The sequence below is a fragment of the Mesorhizobium sp. M0678 genome (assembly GCF_040320505.1).
Lineage (GTDB): Bacteria > Pseudomonadota > Alphaproteobacteria > Rhizobiales > Rhizobiaceae > Mesorhizobium.
Genome location: NZ_JAMYPT010000003.1, coordinates 62,714 through 85,749, shown reverse-complemented (window position 1 = coordinate 85,749; position 23,036 = coordinate 62,714). Strand labels below are relative to the sequence as shown.

The 23,036-nt window shown below is 62.1% G+C and carries 23 protein-coding genes; 20 read left to right on the top strand and 3 right to left on the bottom strand.

Annotated features, from left to right (window positions below; genetic code table 11):
• Positions 1-210: 210 nt before the first annotated feature.
• From rpoZ to NKI29_RS06870, 20 genes are all read left to right on the top strand, one after another.
• Complete coding sequence (gene rpoZ / locus NKI29_RS06965) at positions 211-612, top strand: DNA-directed RNA polymerase subunit omega (protein ID WP_023677773.1); 402 nt, start codon at positions 211-213, stop codon at positions 610-612.
• A 111-nt stretch (positions 613-723) separates the two neighbouring features.
• Positions 724-2,952 carry a RelA/SpoT family protein gene (locus NKI29_RS06960; protein ID WP_023677772.1) on the top strand — a complete coding sequence of 743 codons (2,229 nt, stop codon included), beginning with the start codon at positions 724-726 and terminating at the stop codon, positions 2,950-2,952.
• 123 nt (positions 2,953-3,075) lie between these two features.
• Complete coding sequence (gene pyrE, locus NKI29_RS06955; protein ID WP_023677771.1) at positions 3,076-3,654, top strand: orotate phosphoribosyltransferase; 579 nt, start codon at positions 3,076-3,078, stop codon at positions 3,652-3,654.
• Between the two features lie 13 nt (positions 3,655-3,667).
• Positions 3,668-4,048, top strand: coding sequence for a VOC family protein (locus tag NKI29_RS06950; RefSeq protein ID WP_023677770.1), 381 nt, complete (start codon positions 3,668-3,670; stop codon positions 4,046-4,048).
• Positions 4,049-4,278: 230 nt separating this feature from the next.
• On the top strand, positions 4,279-4,860 hold the full coding sequence (locus NKI29_RS06945; protein WP_023677769.1) for a DUF2062 domain-containing protein: 582 nt from the start codon (positions 4,279-4,281) through the stop codon (positions 4,858-4,860).
• Entirely contained in the window at positions 4,857-5,270 is a 414-nt protein-coding gene (acpS, locus tag NKI29_RS06940; RefSeq protein ID WP_023677768.1) for a holo-ACP synthase, read from the top strand. The genes NKI29_RS06945 and acpS overlap by 4 nt, the downstream gene beginning before the upstream one ends.
• Positions 5,271-5,347: 77 nt before the next feature.
• Positions 5,348-6,097 carry a signal peptidase I gene (gene lepB, locus NKI29_RS06935; RefSeq protein WP_023677767.1) on the top strand — a complete coding sequence of 250 codons (750 nt, stop codon included), beginning with the start codon at positions 5,348-5,350 and terminating at the stop codon, positions 6,095-6,097.
• 4 nt (positions 6,098-6,101) lie between these two features.
• Positions 6,102-6,827 (top strand): ribonuclease III, encoded by a 726-nt coding sequence (gene rnc / locus NKI29_RS06930; RefSeq protein ID WP_023677766.1) that lies wholly within the window; start codon positions 6,102-6,104, stop codon positions 6,825-6,827.
• Positions 6,824-7,750, top strand: coding sequence for a GTPase Era (gene era, locus NKI29_RS06925; RefSeq protein ID WP_023677765.1), 927 nt, complete (start codon positions 6,824-6,826; stop codon positions 7,748-7,750). The genes rnc and era overlap by 4 nt, the downstream gene beginning before the upstream one ends.
• A gap of 367 nt (positions 7,751-8,117) precedes the next feature.
• On the top strand, positions 8,118-8,822 hold the full coding sequence (locus NKI29_RS06920) for an antitoxin Xre/MbcA/ParS-like domain-containing protein (protein WP_352454374.1): 705 nt from the start codon (positions 8,118-8,120) through the stop codon (positions 8,820-8,822).
• 363 nt (positions 8,823-9,185) lie between these two features.
• Complete coding sequence (locus NKI29_RS06915) at positions 9,186-10,274, top strand: porin (protein ID WP_352795748.1); 1,089 nt, start codon at positions 9,186-9,188, stop codon at positions 10,272-10,274.
• A gap of 115 nt (positions 10,275-10,389) precedes the next feature.
• Positions 10,390-11,178, top strand: coding sequence for a DNA repair protein RecO (gene recO, locus NKI29_RS06910; RefSeq protein WP_352569630.1), 789 nt, complete (start codon positions 10,390-10,392; stop codon positions 11,176-11,178).
• Positions 11,175-11,450 carry a PaaI family thioesterase gene (locus NKI29_RS06905; RefSeq protein WP_023677761.1) on the top strand — a complete coding sequence of 92 codons (276 nt, stop codon included), beginning with the start codon at positions 11,175-11,177 and terminating at the stop codon, positions 11,448-11,450. The genes recO and NKI29_RS06905 overlap by 4 nt, the downstream gene beginning before the upstream one ends.
• A gap of 84 nt (positions 11,451-11,534) precedes the next feature.
• The gene (locus NKI29_RS06900; protein ID WP_352795746.1) at positions 11,535-14,237 is read left to right on the top strand and encodes a DUF2339 domain-containing protein; all 2,703 of its coding nucleotides are present in this window, start codon (positions 11,535-11,537) and stop codon (positions 14,235-14,237) included.
• Between the two features lie 36 nt (positions 14,238-14,273).
• Complete coding sequence (locus tag NKI29_RS06895) at positions 14,274-14,606, top strand: DUF6572 domain-containing protein (protein WP_051406156.1); 333 nt, start codon at positions 14,274-14,276, stop codon at positions 14,604-14,606.
• 161 nt (positions 14,607-14,767) lie between these two features.
• On the top strand, positions 14,768-15,286 hold the full coding sequence (locus NKI29_RS06890) for a sigma-70 family RNA polymerase sigma factor (RefSeq protein WP_352448995.1): 519 nt from the start codon (positions 14,768-14,770) through the stop codon (positions 15,284-15,286).
• Positions 15,283-16,074: an anti-sigma factor family protein gene (locus NKI29_RS06885; protein ID WP_352795745.1), complete on the top strand. Its 792-nt coding sequence runs from the start codon at positions 15,283-15,285 to the stop codon at positions 16,072-16,074. Before NKI29_RS06890 ends, NKI29_RS06885 begins: the two co-directional genes overlap by 4 nt.
• Before the next feature lie 209 nt (positions 16,075-16,283).
• Positions 16,284-17,390, top strand: a complete 1,107-nt coding sequence (locus NKI29_RS06880; protein WP_352795744.1) for a peptidase C39 family protein — start codon at positions 16,284-16,286, stop codon at positions 17,388-17,390.
• Entirely contained in the window at positions 17,387-18,850 is a 1,464-nt protein-coding gene (locus tag NKI29_RS06875) for a RimK family ATP-grasp domain-containing protein (RefSeq protein ID WP_352795743.1), read from the top strand. The genes NKI29_RS06880 and NKI29_RS06875 overlap by 4 nt, the downstream gene beginning before the upstream one ends.
• 22 nt (positions 18,851-18,872) lie before the next feature.
• Positions 18,873-19,145 (top strand): DUF3303 domain-containing protein, encoded by a 273-nt coding sequence (locus NKI29_RS06870; RefSeq protein ID WP_023719871.1) that lies wholly within the window; start codon positions 18,873-18,875, stop codon positions 19,143-19,145.
• 129 nt (positions 19,146-19,274) lie between these two features.
• On the opposite strand, the gene NKI29_RS06865 is transcribed toward NKI29_RS06870, so the two are convergent.
• The 3 genes from NKI29_RS06865 to ygfZ all read right to left on the bottom strand — a co-directional run bounded on the left by NKI29_RS06865 (position 19,275) and on the right by ygfZ (position 22,970).
• A complete protein-coding gene (locus NKI29_RS06865; RefSeq protein WP_352795742.1) occupies positions 19,275-21,413 on the bottom strand; it encodes a putative bifunctional diguanylate cyclase/phosphodiesterase in 2,139 nt (712 codons plus the stop codon).
• Positions 21,414-21,477: 64 nt separating this feature from the next.
• Positions 21,478-22,110 (bottom strand): YfbR-like 5'-deoxynucleotidase, encoded by a 633-nt coding sequence (locus NKI29_RS06860; protein WP_352647467.1) that lies wholly within the window; start codon positions 22,108-22,110, stop codon positions 21,478-21,480.
• Positions 22,110-22,970, bottom strand: coding sequence for a CAF17-like 4Fe-4S cluster assembly/insertion protein YgfZ (gene ygfZ, locus NKI29_RS06855; protein WP_352647465.1), 861 nt, complete (start codon positions 22,968-22,970; stop codon positions 22,110-22,112). The genes NKI29_RS06860 and ygfZ overlap by 1 nt, the downstream gene beginning before the upstream one ends.
• Positions 22,971-23,036 lie beyond the last annotated feature (66 nt).

The window sequence follows — 23,036 nt, the reverse complement described above, 5'->3', positions numbered from 1 at the left end:
GACCTGTTGGCCTTCATCGTTCGAGATAACGCCAGTTTTACGGCAATCCAAGGCACCATGCCGCACCGCAAGCAATTGTGATCGGCGCTGTGTCGTCGCAGGCGGCCCGCGTCAGAGCTGCGCACCGCCATAAAAGCTTGTATTTTGGCAGCGTTCAGGTTATGGACCGCGCCTGTTTTCCATCAAATCCAGGCATGAAAGGGGCAACTCATGGCCCGCGTAACCGTTGAAGATTGCATCGACAAGGTCGACAACCGCTTCGAGCTGGTGCTCTTGGCCGGCCACCGCGCCCGTCAGATCAGCCAGGGCGCGCAGATCACCGTACCGCGCGACAACGACAAGAACCCGGTCGTTGCGCTCCGCGAAATCGCCGAAGAGACGCTGTCGCCGGACGACCTCAAGGAAGATCTCATCCATTCGCTGCAGAAGCATGTCGAGGTCGATGAGCCGGAAGCCGATGGCGAGGCGATTGCCGACCAGACCGGCAGCGCCGTTGCAGCCACCGATGCCGACGACGCCGAGGACAACGTCACCTTCGATCGCATGACCGAAGAAGACCTGTTGGCCGGCATCGAAGGCCTGGTGCCGCCGGAAAAAAGCGACGATTATTGATCTTAGCGACAACTGCCGACACTTTCGCGTCGGCAGTTTCGTGGCTATCTATGACATGCGCCGTACGCCAGTGCGGCGCATGATTCATTTCAGCATTGCGAGATCCCGGCCATGATGCGTCAGTATGAGCTTGTCGAGCGCGTGCAGCGCTACAAGCCTGACGTCAACGAGGCGCTGCTCAACAAGGCCTATGTTTACGCCATGCAGAAGCATGGCCACCAGAAACGCGCCTCCGGCGACCCGTATTTCTCGCATCCGCTCGAAGTCGCCGCCATCCTCACCGAAATGCACATGGACGAGGCGACGATCGCCGTTGCCTTGCTGCACGACACGATCGAGGACACCACGGCGACCAGGGCCGAGATCGACGAATTGTTCGGCCCGGAAATGGGCAAGCTGGTCGAGGGCCTGACCAAGCTGAAGAAGCTCGACCTCGTCTCGAAGAAGGCCGAGCAGGCGGAGAACCTGCGCAAGCTGTTGCTGGCGATCTCGGAAGACGTGCGCGTGCTTCTGGTCAAGCTCGCCGACCGCCTGCACAATATGCGCACGCTCGACCATGTGCCGGAAGCCAAGCGCCTGCGCATCGCCGAAGAGACGATGGACATCTACGCGCCGCTGGCTGGTCGCATGGGCATGCAAGGCATGCGCGAGGAGCTGGAGGAGATTGCCTTCCGCTTCATCAATCCGGAAGCCTACCGCGCCGTCACCGCACGGCTGGCCGAAATCTTCGAGCGCAACAAGGGCGTGCTGTCGGAGATCGAGAAGGCGCTCTCCACGCTGTTCGACAAATATTCGATCAAGGCCGAGGTCAAGAGCCGGCAGAAGAAGCCGTGGTCGGTATTCCGCAAGATGGAGGCCAAGGCGCTGTCGTTCGAGCAGCTGTCCGACATTTTCGGCTTCCGCGTCGTTGTCGAGACGGTCGAGGACTGTTACCGCGCGCTCGGCGCCATCCACACCACCTGGTCGATGGTGCCCGGCCGCTTCAAGGATTACATCTCGACGCCGAAGCAGAACGACTACCGCTCGATCCACACCACCATCGTCGGCCCGTCGCGCCAGCGCGTCGAATTGCAGATCCGCACCTATCAAATGAACAAGATCGCCGAATACGGCGTCGCGGCTCATTCGATCTATAAGGATACCGGTGGCAAGATGAATGGTGCCGCCCATGCGATCTCGAAGGAAACCAATGCCTATGCCTGGCTGCGGCGCACCATCGAGCAGCTTGCCGAAGGCGACAATCCCGAGGACTTCCTCGAAAACACCAAGCTGGAACTGTTTCAGGACCAGGTATTCTGCTTCACGCCGAAGGGCATGCTGATCGCGCTGCCGCGCGGCGCCACGCCGATCGACTTTGCCTATGCCGTCCACACCGACGTCGGCGACACTTGCGTCGGCGCCAAGGTCAATGGCCGCATCATGCCGCTGATGACGGAGCTGAAGAACGGCGACGAGGTCGAGATCATCCGCTCGAAGGCGCAGGTCCCGCCGGCGGCGTGGGAATCGGTGGTCGTTACCGGCAAGGCACGCTCGGCCATCCGCCGCGCCACCAAGAACGCCATTCGCAAGCAATATTCGGGTCTCGGTATCCGCATTCTGGAGCGCGCCTTCGAACGCTCTGGCAAGACCTTCACCAAAGAAAGCCTGAAGCCGGTGCTGCACCGGCTGGCGCGCAAGGACATCGAGGATGTACTGGCCGCGGTCGGCCGAGGCGAACTTGCCTCCACCGATGTCATGAAGGCGGTGTTTCCCGACTACAAGGACGAGCGTGTCACGCTGGTCGCGCCCAAGCAGCGCGAGGAGGGCTGGTCGAAGATCCGCAACGCCGCCGGCATGCTGTTCCAGATTCCGGGCCGCGCCGCACGCAAGGACAAGAACCAGCCGCGAGACGATGCGGTGCCGATCCGCGGCGTGCGCGGCGATCTGCCGGTGCGCTTCGCGCCGGAGGGGGCAGTGCCAGGCGATCGCATCGTCGGCATCGTGCAGCCGGGAACCGGTATCACCATCTATCCGATCCAGTCGCCGGCGCTGCAGGCCTTTGACGACCAGCCCGAGCGCTGGATCGACGTGCGCTGGGATATTGACGAGCGCACCAAGGAGCGGTTCCCGGCGCGCGTCTCGGTCACCGCCATCAACGCGCCGGGTTCGCTGGCCGACATTGCACAGGTCGTCGCATCCAACGACGCCAACATCCACACTCTGTCGATGGTGCGCACCGCGCCCGATTTCACCGAAATGCTGATCGATCTTGAAGTGTGGGACCTCAAGCACTTGAACCGGCTGCTGTCGCAGCTAAAGGACAATTCGAGCGTCAGCGATGCAAGGCGCGTGAATGGGTGAATAGCGAATAGTGAATAGTGAATAGTGAATAGTGAATAGTGAATAGTGAATAGTGAATAGTGAAAGAGGGTGCTCTCACTGCCCTACTACCATTCACCATTCACCATGGACATGGAGTGAACGATGAACACCGATGAAGTGCTGGGCATTTTCCGCGAGGCCGGCGCCGTTCTCGAAGGGCATTTCATCCTGACGTCGGGCCTGCGCAGCCCGGTCTTCCTGCAGAAGGCGCGCGTTTTCATGCATGCCGACAAGACCGAGCGCTTGTGCAAGGCGCTCGCCGAAAAGATCCGCACTGGCGTGCCCGGCAGGATCGACTACGTCGTCGGCCCGGCGATCGGCGGGCTGATCCCGGCCTATGAGACCTCGCGCCATCTTGGTGCGCCGGCGATCTGGGTCGAGCGGGAAGGGGGCGAATTCAGGCTGCGCCGCTTCGAGATCGCCAAGGGATCGCGCGTCGTCATTGTCGAGGACATCGTCACCACCGGCCTGTCGATCCGCGAGACCATCGACTGCCTGCGCGGCCTTGGCGCCGAAGTCGTTGCCGCCGCATGCATCATCGACCGCTCGGCCGGCAAGACCGATGTCGGCGTGCCGCTGATCGCGCTCGCCGAATATGAAGTTCCGGCCTATCCGGCCGACAGGCTGCCGCCCGAGCTCGCCGCCATACCGGCGATCAAGCCGGGCAGCCGCAATATATGACTGAGGCGCTTCCGTGATTGCCGGCATCGATCATTTCGTGCTGACAGTTCGTTCGGTGGACGATACCTGCGCCTTCTATCAGCGGGTGCTTGGCTTCAAGCGCCTCGACGAGCCGGACCGACCAACGGCGCTGCTGTTTGGAACGCAGAAGATCAATGTGCATGAGGTCGGGCGTACCTTCGAGCCGAAGGCCAAGGCGCCGACGCCGGGCTCCGGAGATTTCTGCTTGATTGCTGCCCGGCCGCTCGCCGAGATATGTGCCAACCTCGCCGCCAATGGTGTGGTGATAGAGGTCGGCCCGGTCGAGCGTGTCGGCGCCCGGGGCGCGATGATGTCGGTCTATTTCCGCGATCCGGACGGCAACCTCGTCGAGGTCAGCGAATATCGATCCTAAGTGACGCTCCTTAAATTCGCCGCGATCATGCCCTGTTCAGAACGGCGATACCCAAGGCTGGCGCGACCGGCCACCGAGCGGATGCCCTCGGCCTCGTTGTTCTTCGGCCAGCGCATCGCTATATCAAAGTCGTAGTTGCTTTTCGGCGACCGCAGAGCGCAGCATAGGCTGTCGCGCCTGGCTGGAAAGGCCGGCGTGAAGCCATCGATGGAACTAGGAACAGGAACAGAGTGCTTTTTCGACGGCGCAAGCCTGATGGTTTTTTCGAGCGGGTGCGTACTTATTTGTGGCCGCGCCGCTCGTTCTCGCGCTCGCTGCGGTATTTCTCCAAACGCATCCTGCGGCTTAGGGCCACGCCGCATGCCGTGGCCGCCGGTGTTGCGGCGGGCGTATTCGCGTCGTTTTTCCCGCTTGGCTTTCACTTCATCATTGCTGCCATCCTGTGCTGGCTGATCGCCGGCAATCTGGTCGCGGCAGCACTCGGCACGGTCTTCGGCAACCCCCTGACCTTTCCGCTGCTATGGGCCGCCTCCTGGGAGGTCGGCAAGCTGATCCTGCATGAACACCTGCCGGCGCATGGCCCGCCCGCGCATCTCGGCGACATGCTGCATAATCTTTCCTTTGCGCAATTGTGGGGACCGGTGCTGAAGCCGATGACGATCGGCGCAATACCGCTCGGCCTGGTTTTCGGCCTGCTGTTTTATGGCATCACCCGCTGGGGCATGGTCACCTTCCACGAGCAGCGCCGCAAGCGGCTGGCCGAAAGAGCGGCAAAGGCTGGAAAAACCGGGCCGGAAGTTCCTGCCGAATGATTATCGGTATCGGCAGCGACCTCATCGACATCAGACGCATCGAGAAGTCGCTGGAACGCCATGGCCAACGCTTCATCCAGCGCATCTACACCGAGATCGAACAGGCGCGCTCCGAAAACCGCGCGGCGCGTGCGGCCTCCTACGCCAAGCGTTTCGCTGCCAAGGAAGCCTGCGCCAAGGCATTGGGTACCGGTCTGGCGCAGGGTGTGTTCTGGCGCGACATGGGGGTCGTCAACCTGGCCAGCGGCAAGCCGACCATGGCGCTGACCAATGGGGCGGCAGCGCGGCTGGACGAAATTCTGCCTGAAGGGCACCGCGCGGTGCTCCACCTCACCATCACCGATGATTTTCCGCTCGCTCAAGCCTTTGTGATCATTGAAGCGTTGCCGGTCGAAGAAGCGCCACATTGATTGCATCTGACCACCGGCATGACGTTGCCCAGCGCGCGCCGAGACTCTATACCATCCAACGCACAATCGAGGACGACATGAGCGTGGCTGAAAAAACCCAGAAGAAATCCGGCGGACTTGGCGAAACCGTCAGCGTCATAGTCCAGGCCCTGCTGCTTGCGCTGGTCATCCGCACGCTCCTGTTCCAGCCGTTCTCGATCCCGTCCGGGTCGATGCGGCCGACTTTGCTCGAAGGCGACTATCTCTTCGTCACCAAGTGGTCCTACGGCTTCTCCCGCTATTCACTGCCGTTCGGGCCGAACATCTTTTCGGGCCGCATCTGGGGCTCAGAGCCGAAGCGCGGCGACGTGGTGGTGTTCAAGTTTCCGCCGGATCCTTCTGTCGATTATATCAAGCGCGTCGTCGGCCTGCCGGGCGACAAGATCCAGGTCAAGGATGGCCAGCTCTTCATCAACGACGTGGGCGTGCCGCGCGTCAAGGTCGGGCAGATCGACAACCGCGACATCACCGAGGAGAACGGGCCGGTCGATGTCTATCGCGAGACGCTGCCGAACGGCGTCAGCTACGACACGCTCGACCTGACGCAGGCTTCGATCGGCGACAATACCAAAGAGTTCAAGGTGCCGCCCGGTCACTATTTCATGATGGGCGACAATCGCGACAACTCGTCGGACAGCCGCTTCACCGTCGGCTTCGTGCCGGACGAGAATTTGGTCGGCCGCGCCAACCTCATTTTCTTCTCGATCGGCGGCAGCGCCAGCCCGCTCGAAATCTGGAAATGGCCGTCACTGATGCGCGCCTCGCGCCTGTTCGATTTCGTCAATTAGGGCCATGGCGGCGACGAAACGGCTGACCGCCGATGCGCTCGCCGAGGCGCTCAGGGAGCGCACCGGCCACAGTTTTGGCGACCATCAGCGCCTGCAGCGGGCGCTGACCCATGCCAGCGCTCGCGGCAGTCACGCCGGCATCGACTACGAACGTTTCGAATTCCTGGGCGACCGCGTTCTCGGCCTTGTCGTTGCCGATATGCTGCTGGCGGCATTTCCCGACGCCGCCGAGGGTGAGCTGTCGCTGAGATTGAACGCTCTGGTCAACGCTGAAGCCCTGGCGGAAATTGCCGAGGAGATCGGCCTGCCGGAACTTATTCGCGCCGGTTCGGACGTACGCGGCCTCGACGGGCGCAAGCGCGTCAATCTGCGCGCCGATGCATTGGAATCGCTGATCGCCGTGCTCTATCTCGACGGAGGGTTGGAAGCGGCCCGTGCCTTCATCCACAGATACTGGCAGCCGCGCTCGCAAGCCATTGACGCCGCCCGTCGCGATGCGAAAACCGAACTCCAGGAATGGGCGCATCAGGCGGCAGGCGCAGTGCCGGTTTACATAATCGACAGCCGCGAGGGACCGGACCACGATCCGCTGTTCACCGTCAGTGTCAAGGTCGGCGCCTATCCGCCGGCGACCGGCAGCGGGCGCTCCAAGCGCGAGGCGGAGCAGGCTGCAGCCGCGGCACTTCTGCAGCGGGAAGGCGTCTGGCTCGATCAAGGGAGTGCCGCATGACCGCCACCGAAGCTCCGGCAACAGAAGCTCCCGCTACCCGCTCCGGCTTCGTCGCGCTGATCGGCGCGCCCAATGCGGGGAAATCGACGCTGGTCAACCAATTGGTCGGCGCCAAGGTGTCGATCGTGACGCACAAGGTGCAGACCACGCGCGCCATCGTGCGCGGCATTGCCACCCACAACAACGCGCAGATCGTCTTCGTCGACACGCCGGGCATATTCAAGCCGAAGCGCCGGCTGGACACCGCGATGGTGACCACAGCGTGGGGCGGTGCCAAGGACGCCGATATCGTGCTGCTCTTGATCGATGCCGAGCGCGGCATCCGGGGCGATGCCGACGCCATCCTCGAGCGGCTGAAGGATGTCCGGCAGCCGATGGTGTTGATCCTCAACAAGGTCGATCGGGTCAAGCACGAGACGTTGCTGGCATTGTCGGCGGCAGCCAACGAAAGGGTGCCGTTCAAGCGCACCTTCATGGTTTCGGCGCTGACCGGGTCCGGCTGCAAGGACCTGCTCGACTATCTCGCCGAGACCTTGCCGGCCGGCCCCTGGTACTATCCGGAGGACCAGATCTCCGACCTGCCGATGCGCCAGCTCGCGGCCGAGATCACCCGCGAAAAGCTCTATCTCAGGCTGCATCAGGAACTGCCTTATTCCTCCCACATCGAGACCGAGAAATGGGAAGAGAAGAAGGACGGCTCGGTGCGCATCGACCAGACAATCTATGTCGAGCGTGACAGCCAGAAGAAGATCGTGCTCGGCCATAAGGGCGAGACGATCCGCGCCATCGGCCAGGCCGCGCGCATGGAAATCGCAGGCATACTCGAGCAGAAGGTGCACCTCTTCCTGTTCGTCAAGGTGCGCGAGAACTGGGGCGACGATCCCGAGCGCTACCGTGAAATGGGGCTCGAATTTCCGCACTGAGCCTGTTTGGGCGATCCGCAGAGCGGCCTGTTGGCCGCCTCAGGATTCTGAGCGGTCGCCGGGCTGCCCGATTGGTCGACTTGCATATTGAACAGCCGGCCGAATCATTCCGGGAGGCCATGCGCCGGCCATGTCGGGCCGACCCGTTCCTTGGGGGTACCGGCGCGACGGGAAATCCTGAGCGGTTTCTGAGAAATTTCCGATACTTCATGCAAAACAGGCCAGCTGACCGGCTGGAACTCCTGCCGATACTGCGATCGAGCATGGTTACCGTTTGTCGTCTCTCCGTCATACACCCTGCCTATAGGCGTGCGAAGACCCGCTTCCGAGCAAACCGGAACAGGCGGGCAAGCAGCCAGATTAGGACATGACCAGGACTTGGAATCGCATCGACCCCATCCGTCAGATCGAGTTTGCAAACGCCGTCGCTGTTGAGATCGAGCGCGTGCTGGCGCGGCAAGGCAAGGTTACGAACAGCGATGCGGTCGTTGCAGCGGGCAGGGTCGCCGGCGCCGTTGCCGCCGCCGTCGCTTTGCTTGCGCCGACCGACATCAGTGCGATCGACACCATGCAGGAAAGATTACCCGGCATGGCGTCGCGTTTCGTGCGGATATTGGCAGCCGAAGCTGCGGAACGCCGTGCCCGGACGCATCTGTCGACGGCGCACGAAGGCCAAGGGGCAGACATCCAACACCTGGCCGGAACGGGCGACCTCGACTCGATGAGGCTCGAGGACTGGGCCGGTCGGGTCGCCGGGTCGACGTTCCTGCAGCAAAATCTCGGCATATCGCGCTCGACCCTGCATCGCTGGCAGCGGAGCGGCACCGTCGTTGCGTTGCGCACCGGTGGCCGCAAACATGTATTTCCCCTGGCCCAGTTCATCGACGGCAGGCCGGCGCCGGGTATCAAGGAAGTGTTATCCGCGATGCCCGATCCACGGCATGCCTGGTCGTGGCTGATCGGCCCCGCGCCCGGCCTCGCCGGACGTATTCCCATTGAAATGCTCAAACGGGATCTGGTGGCAGAAGTCGTTCTTGCCGCACAGAACGCAGCGATGGCGAAGTCGCCTTGATCTCGCTGCCAACGTTAGAAGTCTATTCCAAAAAAAGAACACGTAGAAGGAATGTATGTCGGACTCGTATCGGTTTGCCGGCTAATGGCATAAGTATATTTTTGTACAATTGTGACAGTGTGTCGTTTGTGCCGGGGGCAAATTGTGAAGAAAATATAAAGTGATATTTGTGCAACATGAATTTATTCTGTTATACAAACATTGATTATTTTTGGAATCGTCATTGAGACTGGAATGCGGATGAGTATGTTCGCCGCCTGAAGAGGGGGTGCGGTGCGCGCCTTTTTCGACGTGGGTGAGGCGTTCAGCCGTTCAACCCATGAATCCAAAGCCATTTTTAACTTTGACTGGAGAGGTCAGAAAATGAATATCAAGAGCCTTCTTCTCGGCTCAGCCGCGGCATTCGTCGCGGTCTCCGGTGCGCGCGCCGCCGACGCTGTTGTGGTCGCCGAGCCGGAACCCGCCGAATACGTCAAGATCTGCGACGTCTACGGCGCTGGCTACTACTACGTCCCCGGCACCGAAATCTGCCTGCGCATCGGCGGCTATGTCCGCTATGACGCCAGCTTCGGCGACGCCGGCCGCGTTTTCGATGGCGCAACGACACACGACCTTATGGACGGTGACGAGCAGCAGACCTGGAACAAGAATGCCCGCTTCAATCTGAAGACGTGGACCGGCCAGGAGACCGAGCTCGGCACGTTGAAGACCTATACCGAGACCCGTTTCAACTTCGGCAACACCAAACACACCGTGAGCGGTGTTGATTTCAGCGTGCAGGACAACAAGGCAGTTACCCTGAACTTCGCCTGGATCCAGCTTGGAGGTTTCCGCGTCGGTAAGGATGAAACTGTCTATGATTCGTTCATCGGTTACGCCGGCAACGTCGTCCAGGACACTATCATTCCTTACGGCACCAAGGACACCAACCTGATCAGTTACTATTTCGACGGCGGTAATGGCTTTACGGCAGTCGCCTCGGTCGAAACGGGCTCCGGCGCTGACCAGTCGATCGACAGCTACGTTCCGTTTGTCGTCGGCGGCGTGAAATACAAGGGCGACTGGGGTGCGATCACCGCGGTCGGCGCCTATAACAGCACGTCGGAAGAATGGGCCGGCAAAGCTCGCCTCGACGTCAAGCCGATTACTGACCTGACCCTGTTCGTGATGGCGGGCTACGGCAGCGACGACAACGTCGCGAAGAACTTCTACAAGCCGTGGACTGGCAACTTTGCCGTCTGGGGCGGCGGCAGCTATGCCGTCAACAAGAAGACCTCTTTGAACGCCCAGGTCTCCTATACCGACGACCAAGACTTCGCCGTTGCGGCCAACGTCGCCTACACCATCGTTCCTGGTTACACGATCACCGCCGAAGTCGATTATTACGACAATTTCGATGCCGACGATGCCGACGCAATCGGCGGCATCTTCCGCTTCCAGCGCTCGTTCTGATCAAACGACGATCTCGCAAAAACGGCCCGTAGCGATACGCTACGGGCCGTTTTGGTTTGCGGCGGATAAGTCGCTCATCTTGATTTCGCCATCCAACCGGTGACAAGCTCTCGTCATGGAATGGCGCGACGAGGGAATCATTCTCGGCACCCGCAAGCATGGCGAAACCAGCGCCATTCTCGAGGTGATGACACGCGCGCATGGCCGCCATCTCGGCCTCGTGCGCGGCGGCCGTTCGCGCAAGCAGCAGCCGGTCTTGCAGCCGGGCAATCGCGTCGACCTGTTGTGGCGTGCGCGGCTCGACGAGCATCTCGGCACTTTCCAGGCCGAGGCCATCGAAATGAACGCCGCCCGGCTGATGGACAGCGCCGTTGCCGTCTACGGCCTGCAGACGATGGCCGCGCATTTGCGTCTTCTGCCCGAGCGCGACGCCCATCGCGGTCTCTATGAGACGCTTGCGGTGATGATCGCCCATCTCGACGATGCCGATGCCGCCGGCGAGCTAGTGGCCCGCTTCGAGCTGCTGGTACTCGACGAACTCGGTTTCGGCCTCGATCTCAGCCAGTGTGCGGCGACCGGCACCAGGCAGGACCTTGCCTACGTCTCGCCGAAATCCGGCCGCGCCGTGTCGCGGGCGGCGGGCGCGCCGTGGCGCGACAAGATGCTGGCGCTGCCTGCCTTCCTGCAGCGCGGCTCCGGGCTGCGCGCCGATCCGGCGGCGATCGAGGACGCCTTCCGGCTGACCGGCTTCTTTTTGACCCGCCATGTCTACGAACCGCGCGGCATCGAGCCTCCCGGCGCCCGCGCCGGGTTTCTCGCCGCCTTGCGCAGGCATCATTCACCCGGCCATGAATCCGGCAAGGCAAGCGCCGGGGAAGCCGCCACCGGGGAAACCACCAGATGAGCGAAGTTGAACCTGATCCCGAAAACGTTTCGCCGCTCGGCCTTGGCACCATTTCGCAGGTGGGCGAGGCCTATGCGACGGCCGAGTTCAAAGTGAATTTGACGCGGCCGATCACGCCAAGGACGGGCGAGGTGGTGTGCGAGGGCAAAGTGGTGCACAAGGGCCGCACGCTGACGGTTTCGGAAGCGGCGCTGAAGGACGCCAACGGCAAGCTGCTGGCTTTCGGCACCGAAACATGCTCGATCTTTCCGGCCAATCTGGCGGCACGTTGAATGGACCGGCCGTTTGGCCGCCGCATTTGAATGTCACTGAACATTGAATGTCAGTGACAACTGGCCTGGTTTGGGGGAACCGCCATGTTTGAAAGCCTGATTGGCCTCGTCGCCATCATCGTGCTGTTCGTCATCATTTCACGCCAGCAGAGCCGCATCAGCCTGATCGAGCGCGAGCTTGGCGCCTTGCGCAGCCTTGTGCTTTCGGGCACGCCTGCGCTGCCGCCGCAAGCCAAGGAACCGGCTGCAAACGACAGCAAACCGGCGGATGCCGCAATCCCGCTTGCGGCCGCAGCCGACATGGCCGTATCGCCACGGACCGCAGCGGTCGTGTCAGCTACAGAGGCCGATGCCGATACAACGGCGCCGTCCGCGCCGGAGTCGGCGCAACCGGCGGCAGCGGCGAAGGCAGCTCGCCAGTCCGACGTCGAAACGGCGCTCGGTACCCGCTGGGCGGTCTGGGTCGGCGGCATCGCGCTGGCGCTGGGTGGCTTGTTTCTGATCCGCTACACCATCGAGGCCGGCATTTTCGGGCCACGCGTGCGGCTTGTCATGGCGGCGGCACTCGGGCTGGTGCTGGTCGCCGGCGGCGAGTTCATCCGGCGCACCGGCTTCAGGGTGCCGGTGCAAGGTGCTGCCGGTGCCTATATCCCGGCGATCCTGACGGCGGCCGGCGCTTTCATCCTGTTCGGTACCGTCTACGCCGCGTACAGCATTTACGGCTTCATCGGCCCGACGCTCGCTTTCACGCTGCTCGGCGCCATCGGGGTGGCGACGATCGCGGCAAGCCTGGTCCACGGTCAGGCGCTGGCCGGCGTCGGCCTGCTCGGTGCCATGGTGACGCCGCTGCTGGTCGCCTCGCAGGCTCCCAATCCGTGGGCGCTGTTCGGCTATCTGGCGATCGTGCTCGCCGCCACCTGCGTCATTGCCCGCATCCGCGACTGGAGGCTTTTGACGGCCGCAGCCTTCGTCGCCACGGGCATCTGGACCATCTTCTATATGACCGACGCGCCGGGGGCGAACCTTGCCGTCATCCTCTTTATCGACGGGGCGACACTGGCCGCGCTCGCCTTCGTCTGGCTTGGCCGCCGCGACGAAGCGGTCGCCGGCAGCGGCTTCGACTGGCCGTCGATCGCGCCGGGCTTCTTCGTCGGCCTTTCGGCGCTGGCCCTGTTTGTCGATCCGGCCTTCGTCGCCATCCGCGGTGCATTGCCGGGGGCCGCCCTTGTCGCAGCCCTGGTGGCGGTGGCGCTCTACCGGCCGCGGGCGCTTGCACTGCTGCACGCCGCCGGGCTGGCGACTGTACTGGTCTATCTCGGCATCATTCCGCCGACCACGATCGCTTCAGATTTTTCGGGTGGCGCTCTCGGCGTCGACGGCATGCCGGTCGTGGCGTCCGATGCCTTGGTGCTCAGGGTCGGCATCGCTCTCGGCCTGGTCTTCATCGGCGCCGGCTTTTGGGCGGCGCGCCGTTTTGCGGCCTCTGGCTGGCTGCGCGCCGCCGCATGGGCGGCCTGGAGCGCTGTCGCGCCACTGATCATCCTGCTGGCGCTCTGGTCTACCTTCGGCAATCTCGACCGAGACCTTGCTTATGCGGCGGTCGCAGCCGTTTTGGTCGGAGTCTCCGTCGCCGGCGGCGAGTGGATAGCGCGCGGCGAAGCGCCGCCGCTAACCGGCGGCGCTGCCGTCTCCTTTGCGCTCGGCGGGGCGGCGATTGCCGGCCTGCTGATGCTGCACATGGCCTTTGGTTCCGGCTGGACAACCATCCTGCTCGGAGCAGCCGCCGCCGTGCCGGCGCTGGCGACGCGCTGGCGTAGCTATCCGGTGCTTGGCTGGATTTCCGTTGGTGCGGTGATTGCAGTGCTCGGCCGTGCCGCCTTCGACCCGACCATCGTCGGTGCCGAGTTCCTGTCGAAGACGCCGGTGTTCAACTGGCTGCTGCTTGGATATGGCGTGCCGGCGCTCGCCTTCGGTTTTGCCGCCTGGCAGCTTGCCCGAACCACCAATGGCCGGCCGCGCCTCGCCATGGAGGCCGGCGCCGCGCTGTTTGGCCTGCTCACCGTCGCCATGCTGGTGCGCCATGCCATGCATGGCGGCGTCATCGATACGGCTGCTGCGACGCTTGCCGAACAGGCGATCTACACGCTGATCGCCATCGGTGCCGGTGCCATCCTGGTCGCCATCGACATGCGCTCGCCAAGTTCGGTGCTGCGCTACGGCTCGATTGCAGCGGGCGTGGTCTCGGTCGCCTTCATCGTCCTCCAGCATTTTCTGGCGCTGAACCCCTTGCTGACGGACGAATCGACCGGCAGCATTCCGGTGTTCAACCTTCTGTTGCTCGCCTACCTCTTGCCGGCGGTCGCGACAGGCGCACTGGCGCTCTATACCCGCGACAAGCGGCCGAAATGGTATGCGGCCATGCTGGCGGTTATGGCGGCGGTGCTCGCCTTCGCCTATGCCACGCTGTCGGTCAGGCGCTTGTTCAAGGGCGAGTTCATCGGGCTGTGGAGCGGTCTCGGCCAGCTCGAGACCTATACTTATTCGGCACTGTGGCTGGTCATCGGCGTGGTGCTGCTCACCGCCGGTGTCTGGCTGAAGTCGCAGGTGCTGCGCATAGCGTCGGCGGCGCTGATCTCGGTCGCCGTGCTCAAAGTCTTCATTTTCGACATGTCCGAACTGGAAGGCGTGTTGCGGGCGCTGTCCTTCATCGGCCTCGGCGCGGTGCTCATCGGCATCGGCTTGTTTTATCAGCGGCTGCTGACAAGGGCGGCGAGAGAGGTAAATTAGTGTGAGTCTATGATCACGGGAAAAGGCTATTGACAGATGGCTGTTCAGCATACGGACGTCGTGGATATTGTCGCAAAAGGCAAAAATGGTGAATATTTGCTCAGCATTGTAGATGATCTCGATTGGGATGATGTAGAAAATCATCTTGAGCTTCTAGAGAATAAACTGAATCTATATTGTGTTTTCGTTTTAGAAGGGCAATTCTACAAAGAACATCCGGACGCTGTGGGGCGACCCGTTATGATTTCGGTGGCATTGTTGTCTATTATGCCAGCCGAGGTACAATGGTTCTTTACCGCAGCTGCGGTATCAGTCGAAAAGGCCGGATTGCAATTTGAAGTTCAGCACCTCTCGAAGGGGAATTTGTAGAGGGGTCTTCAGGTGGGGATCGGCCGGGAATAAACCTGCCACTGGCAGCGTTATTCAGTTGCTTGGGTGACCGGGGCGGCGGACCGCTTCGCGCTGGCCGCTTGCGCCGCGCCGCGAAGGCGCGTTCAATCACCACGGACAGGGCTCCAGAACCAGCGGTCATGGACGAAAAGAAGGCAGCAATCCTTGGCGAAATACCGCGTCTGCGCCGCTATGCACGCTCGCTGTTGCGCGACCGCGATTCCGCCGACGATCTCGTCCAGGATTGTCTCGAGCGGGCACTTGTGCGGCTCGACAATTGGCAGACAGGGGAAAGCCCCAGGAGGTGGCTGTTTACGATCATGCATCATTTGTTCATCGATCAGATGCGCAAGGTGAACCGGCGCGGCGAGGCGGCGATGCTGCCCCTCGAGGCAAGCGAGGCGCAGGCAGCACCCGCCGAGCAGATCGAGAGCATCGCTTCGCGCGAGATCGTCGACGCGCTGCAGGCGATAAGCCCTGACCGGCGCGCGGCACTTGTGATGGTCGCCATCGAAGGGTTTTCCTATGCCGAAGCCGCCAACATCCTTGGGGTTCCCGCCGGCACTTTGATGTCGCGCATCGCGCGCGGGCGTGAGGAACTGCGCGCGCTGCTGGATGATACCGCGCGCCGCCGATCGATAAGGATCGTCGAGAAATGAGCCGGCGCGATTTCTCCGAACGCGACATTCACATGGCGCTCGATGGCGAGTTGCCGGGCGACGAGCGGACGGCCTATGAGGCATGGCTCGACGCCAATGCCGAGATGAAGGCCAAGAGCGCACGCTACGCCGCCGACCGGGCAGCATTGCGCGCGGCCTTTAACGGCGTGCTGGACGAACCCGTCCCGGTGCGGCTGAATAAGGTGGTGCTCGGCGAGGCGCCGGTGGTCAGGGCGGCGGCGTCGCGCTCGCGTTGGTGGCTTGCGGCCGCCGCTGCCGCCATGCTGGTGATTGGCGGTGCTGGCGGCTATCTTGCCGGCATCGGCGGCCTCGGCCTGGAAAATACGGCCGAGGACCAGCTTGCCGAAGAGGCGATTGCCGCCCACGTCATCTATGCCGCTGAAAAGCGGCATGCTGTGGAAGTGCCGGCAAGCGACAAGGATCATTTGCAGAGCTGGTTGTCGAACCAGGTGGGTTTGAAGCTGGTCGCACCGGATCTGGCGGCGCAAGGTTTCCAACTGGTCGGTGGCCGGCTGCTGCCTGCCGGCCAGGGCAAGGCCGCGATGCTGCTTTACGAGGACGACAAGGGCGAGCGCATTTCGCTCTTCGTCATCGCCGAATCGGCAGCCAAGGCCAAGGGCACTTATGGGGAAGAAGATGGTCCTGAGGCCGTCTACTGGCTGGACAAGGGTTATGGCTGCGCCGTCGTCGGATCGCTGCCGCGCGAGCAGCTGGCCGCGGTGGCCAAGAGCGCCTATGGCCAGCTTCTGGCGGGCTTGAAAAGCTGAGCAGGATCTCGTTTTTCCGGAGCCGCGCCGATGCCGAAACACGAAGGTCGTTTCAAAGCCTTTGCGCGACCTGCCTGCCTTGAAAACTGTCACAATTCGGCCCTAATCGAGGTGCGATAGCGCTTGCTGAATGCTGGCGCTTCGGCTGGTGTGACCGATGTTTAGACTAGGGCCGTTTCCACAACCCAATCGAGGTTTTCTGAGCCCGCATGCCTGCCGAGATTCGCAAGGCCCGCGCGTCCGACGTCGATGACCTCGCCGCCATAGAAAAAGCTGTTTTCTCGAGCGACCGCATTTCTCGCCGCTCCTTTCGCCAACTGATCGAACGCGACACCGCCGAACTGCTGGTTGGCGAGAACGATGGTCACGTCGCCGGCTATGCGGTCGTGCTGTTTCGCAAGGGCAGCGGGGTCGCGCGACTCTATTCGATCGCCGTCGGTCCATTTTTCGGCGGCCGCGGCGTTGGCCGCCTGCTGCTGGAAGAGGCTGAAGCCGCCGCTTTCGAGCACGGCCGCATGATGCTTCGTTTGGAAGTCCGCGAAGACAATCCGCGCGCCATCCAGATCTACGAGCAGAGCGGCTACCGTAAGATCGGCCGCGAACCGGACTATTACGAGGATGGCGCCACGGCGCTGCGCTATGAGAAGACCTTGCGCGGCGACATTCCGGTCGCCACCGAAGTGCCGTTTTATCAGCAGACTTGCGAATTCACCTGCGGACCATGTTGCCTGATGATGGCGATGGCTTACTTCGGCCCCGGATTCGTGCCGGACCCAGTGATGGAAATCCGGCTGTGGCGTGAGGCGACGACCGTTTTCATGATGTCGGGGCCGGGCGGCTGCGAACCGTTCGGGCTGGCCGTCGCCGGTTATGAGAGCGGGCTTGCTGCTGAGATCTATGTCTCCTTCTACGGCGCGCTCTTCCTGCAGTCGGTGCGCAGCGAAGACAAGCGCCGGGTCATGGAGCTGGCGCAGGTCGACTTTCGCCGCCGTGCGGAACTTTACGGCATCCCGGTGAATTACCGTTCATTCGGGCTTGACGACATTCGCACCGCGATCGCAGAGGGAAAACTGGTGCTGGTCCTGATCAGCGGCTTCCTGATGTTCGGCAAGAAGGTTCCGCACTGGGTATTGGCCATCGGTGACGACGGCGATCATATCCTGATCCACGACCCCTGGGTCGAGGACGAGCGGCAGGAGACGATCCTCGATGCTGCCAACATTCCCGTGCCTTACGGCATCTTCATGAACATGGCGCAATTCGGCCGCGACGGATTGCGCGCCGCCATCACTCTCGGAAAGCGCGACAGCCAATGACCTGGGTCATCCTTACCGGCCGGCAGAACGATCTCGACCAGGTGGCGACGCCGCACAAGATCATCACCAATCGCGACTACCTTGCCCATCCGGCACTGTTTCGCGGTCAGCGGCCGAAGGTCATCAACCTGTCGAACAATTATGGCTACCAGAGCCGCGGCTATTACGCGTCGCTGCTTGCCGGTTCGCGCGGCCATAAGGTCATCCCGACGGTCGAAACGATGATCGACCTGTCAGAACGCAAGCTCTATGAGCACGCGTTGCCGGAACTCGAACTCGCACTCAACAAGTGCCGCAAGGACCTGGGTGGCGCTTTTCCGCAGAAGGTCTGCATCTTCTTCGGCATCGGACCATCCAGGATCTGGGACCGCTTCGCAAAACTTCTGTTCGACTGGTTCCGTGCCCCGGCGCTCGAGCTCCACATCAGGGACAGCGCCGAATGGGCCTCGATCCGCAAGATTGGCTTCCATCCCCTGGCCAGGATGACCGAGGACGAGGAAACGCACTTTCTCCAGTGCCTGGAGACCTACACCAACCGCGAGTGGCGCGACACCAAGGGCCGCACGCCGGCGCGCTACACTTTCGCAACGCTGGTCGATCCGCATGAGGAACTGCCACCGTCGGAGATTTCGTCGCTGCGCCACTGGGCCAAGATCGCTGAAAAGATGGGCGTCGAAATCGAGCCGATCACCAAGCGGGATCTGGCCAAGCTCGCCAATTACGACGCGCTGTTCATCCGCGAGACCACCTCGATCTCCAATCATACCTACCGCTTTGCCCGCCGCGCCCAGCAGGAAGGAATGCCGGTCATCGACGATCCGCTGTCGATGATCCGCTGCACCAACAAGGTCTATCTCAACGAGCTGATGACCTACAACAAGGTACCGGTGCCGCCGACGGTGATGATAGCCGGCCCTTCGGACCTGGAACTTGCGGCACAGACGCTGGGCTTCCCGCTGGTGCTGAAGATCCCGGACTCCTCGTTTTCGCGCGGCGTCAAGAAATGCGGCACCTTCGAAGGGTTGAAGACGCTCGCAACCGAATGGCTGGAGGATTCCGACCTCCTGATCGCGCAAAAATTCATTCCGACGGAATATGACTGGCGCGTCGGTGTCCTCGGCGGCCAGCCCTTGTTCGCCGTCCATTATCTGATGGCCAAGAAACATTGGCAGATCGTCAATCATAAGGCCAACGGCAAGCCCGATCAGGGCGGCATCAAGACCTTCACCCTGAAGGAAGCACCGGCCCATGTCGTCGAGACGGCGGTGAGCGCGGCGCGCTGCATTGGCGACGGCCTCTACGGCGTCGACCTCAAGGAAACCAGGGACGGCGTCTTCGTCATCGAGGTCAACGACAACCCCAACCTCGACCACGGCTGGGAAGACTCCGGCGAAAAAGACGAGGTCTGGGTGCGGCTGACGCAGTGGTTCCTGGAGCGGCTGGACCGGCCGGGGCGATAATATCCGAACTGAGGGGAAAAAGATGCTGTTCTTCGTAACCGAGGATTTTCGCGGCTGCGACCGCAAGGAGATCTACCGCCGTTTCCGCGACCAGGGCCGCCTGAAGCCGGACGCGCTTCTCGTGCACCACAGCTGGATCGCAGCGGATATGAGCCGCTGCTTCCTGCTGGTGGAGGCCGATGACGTCACGCTCCTGCAGCGGTGGGTCATCGAATGGGCGGATCTGGTCGAATTCGAGATCGTTCCCGTGGCGACGAACAAGGATATGGTGGAGGCATTGAGCGGACATCTCTGACCCGTTGGGAACCTCCTGGTTCGCCACACCTGAATGCCGCCTTCTCCTATCAAGGAATTAACACGCGGATCGAGCGTCATCTCAAGGAGATCTAAGGCGGTTGCCCGCGCTTCCGCGAGACTGTCGCACTTAGCCGGACTGCCGGATCGTCGCGCTCGACTTCAGCAGCCGATTAATGTCCGACGCCTTTGACGGCACCCCGATCAAATAGCCCTGGGCCTCGACACAACCCTCCTTTTGCAGGAATTCAAGCTGCGCTTCGGTCTCGACACCTTCCGCGGTGACGGTGATGCCCAGCTGTGCGCCAAGCCCGATGATGGTGCGCACGATCGCCGCGGTATCGCGACTGTCGATGTCACGGGTCAAAGAGCGATCGATCTTGATCTTGTCGACGGGAAAGCGCCTGAGGTAGCCCAGCGACGAATAGCCGGTGCCGAAATCGTCCAGCGCGATGCGGACGCCCAGATCGCGTAGCTGCCTGAGTGTCTTGAGCACCAGATCGCTCTCGTCCATCAGCACGGTTTCGGTGATTTCCAGTTCAAGCCGGTTGGCCGGCACGCCCGAGAACGCCAGTGCCGAGATAACGCTGCGGGCAAAGGTACCGCTTTTGATCTGCACAGCGGAGACATTGACCGCGATGCGCCAAGCCGCCCAGCCTGCCGCGGTCGTGCAGGCTTTTCGCAGCGCCCATTCTCCAAGCGGCACGATCAGCCCGGTCTCCTCGGCGGCCGGAATGAAGTCGTCCGGCCGTACCAGGCCGCGCACCGGCGAACGCCAGCGCATCAAGGCTTCGGCACCGACGATTTCGCCGGAGGCGATGTTCATGATCGGCTGGAAATCCAGCTCGAATTCCCGGCGCGACAGCGCTGCCCTGAGATCGATTTCGAGCGCCCGGCGTGCCCGCACCATCGCGTCCATGGCTGGTTCGAAGAAGCGGTACAGGTTGCGCCCTTCGCTCTTTGCCCGATAGAGCGCCATATCGGCATTTTTCAGCAAAGTGTCGGCGTCCTTGCCGTCATTCGGAAACAGCGCGATGCCGAGACTGATGCCGACACGCATGTCGTGTCTTTTGTCGCGAAACGGCTTTCCGATGATCTCGACGATGCGTTTGGCCAGCTTTTCCGCGTCGCCCGGGCTTTTGAGATTGAACTGGATGATGACGAATTCGTCGCCGCCGAAGCGGGAGACAACGTCCGTTTCATTGCGCAGGCACCGTTGCAGCCGTTCGGCCACGCATTTCAGCAGCCAGTCGCCGGCGGGGTGGCCCCAGCTATCGTTGACCGCCTTGAAGTGATCGAGGTCGAGCGAGAATATCGCCAGCGATCCGTCTCTCGTCTCACTCAGGGCTTGGTCGAGCCGTTCGCGAAGCATCGAGCGATTGGGCAGGTTGGTCAGTGTGTCGTGGTGCGCAAGATGGGTCATGCGCTCTTCCACGCGCCTGCGCTCGGTGACGTCGTCGAACGTCGCGACCCAGCCGCCGCCGCTCATCGGCCGGCGCGCAACCAGCAGCGTCCTGCCGTCAGCGAGATGGCGATGCGTTACGTGTGTTTTCCCCGCCCGCAGGCAGGCTTCGATTTGCGAGATTTCGCTGTCGGGGTCGAGCTTTGTATAAATGCCCAGTTCCAGCAGCCGCTTGAACGCATCATGGTGACTCATGCCAAGCGGGAAGTCGGCCGGCCTGACATGATAAAGTTCCAGGAAACGTTCGTTGCGCACGATCAGCTTGCCATCCGCATCGTACATCAAAAGGCCTTGCGACATGTTGGCAAGTGCCGCGTCGAAACGGCGGTGCTGCTCCTTCAACTCCTGCTCGGCGCGCCGTTGCTCGGTGATGTCCTCGTAGATCGATACCCAACCGCCTGACGCCAGCGGCCGGTGCGAAATGTTGACGATACGCCCGTCTGCAAGCGTTTCCTCATAGGTGGAAGGTTTTGCCTGGTCGATATAGGGCTTGCGGATGGCATAGAGTTGCTCAGCGCTTTGCGAGGCGATGCCGATATCCACGCTGTGCTGGAGGATGTCGAAAAACCGGATGCCGGGCCGCACCACTTCGGCGTCGAGGCGAAAGATGCTGATGTAGTTCCTGTTGCAGATGATCATCCGTTCATCGGCATCGAACATGCACAGGCCATGCGACATGTTCTCGACCGCTGCCGAAAAACGCTCGTTCTGTTCGCGCAGCTCGTCTTCAATAGGTTGCGGCTGACCAACGCCTTTGGCCCTCCGTCGGCGGACGGACGAACCAGCCTTGATACCGGCAACGGGCATGAGGCAAGCCTATGGACCATGGTTAACCATGGCACTGTTGTCCCTGCCGGTTAATTTACCGTTTTCAGCCGGCTGGAACGGCAGTCTGGCGTCGCGACTTTTCGATCGCCGCAAAGCGTTTGAGAAAGGCATTCTGCGCCCAAGTCACCGAGCGCGGCGTGACGTCGAAGCGCTCGGCATTGAAGCCGCGCGGCCTGCCGAAGAACTGCGTCGCCTCTGCCGTCGAAAAACCCGCAAGCAGCGTTGCTTCGAAATAAGCGGCGATCTGATCCGCTCGCTTGATCTCCTTGCGCAGTCCCGCGTCGAGTTCGGCCGGCAGTGAAAAGCGCAGATGGATGGCGCGCTGCAGCCTGATCTCGCAATCCCTGTAGCTGCCGCCCATCACGGATTTGAACGGCGAGATCATGTCGCCGATGACATATTCCGGCGCGTCGTGCAGCAGCGCCGCCAACCGCGCGTCGGCGTCGGCATCCGGCATCAGCTCGCCGACAAGCGTTTCGACCAGCAGCGAATGCTGGGCGACCGAAAAGGCGTGCTCGCCTCTGGTCTGGCCGTTCCAGCGTGCGACGCGGGCAAGGCCATGGGCAATATCGGAGATCTCGATGTCGAGCGGCGAGGGATCGAGCAGATCGAGCCGTCGGCCGGACAGCATGCGCTGCCAGGCGCGCGGCGGCGCCCCGGCGCGATCGGCAGCCATCAGGCGTCCTCCGCGCCGATGGCTTCCTGTGGAAAGCTGAATTTCGCCCAGGACGGGATAGCGAGCGACACGGCGACGTCCTCCGCCAGGATCGGCAGGCCGGCGTCGAGCGCTGCCTTGACCCGGTCGATGCGGGCAATGGCAAGGCCTGTCCTGGCCGCGGTCGAGCCAAGCGTGCCGACCGGTCGCCCCTCCACGGTCAACTCTGCGCGCGAAGTGGGCAGGGTGCGTTCGGCCGAGACGATCAACACCCGACGCCTGGCAGTGCCGCGATGCTGCATGCGCGAGACGACCTCCTGGCCGACGTAGCAGCCTTTCTTGAAGCCGACACCGCCGATCTCGTCGAGCAACACGTCATGCGGAAAAGCGTCGCCGAGTTGGTAGTCCGCACCGCTTTCGGCAATGCCGTGGGCGATGCGAAAGGCTTGCCATGCGGCAAGGTCGCCGCCATCTGCGGTGTCATCGTAGAAGCGCTTGACGGCAGTATCGACAAACCGCGCATCAGCAAACGGTGCTGATTCAAATTGCGAAGTGGCTGAATCGCTTCCCCATGCGACGGCCACAACCGGCTGATCCAGCTTGGCAATTTCGACTTTGGCGCGCATTTTGTAGAGCGTCAGCCGGCGCATGAAATCATCGGCGGTCTCGGTACGGCATTCAAGTCGGAAAGCATTTTCGCCGGCGCGCGAGATCAGGAAATCGAAAAGGATCTTGCCTTGCGGCGTTAGCAGCGCACCGGGCTTTGCTTCGCTGCTGCCGAGCACGTCGAGGTCGGTGGTCAGGATGTTCTGTAAAAAGTGCTCGGCATCCGGCCCGGACACGGAAACGAGTGCGCGATCTCTGAGCGAGGCAAAGGGCATGGTGGGAAAACGAGCCTGATCTTGCAAAACTATCGGCCATTACGTAAGCCGCTGGCACTTCCCCCG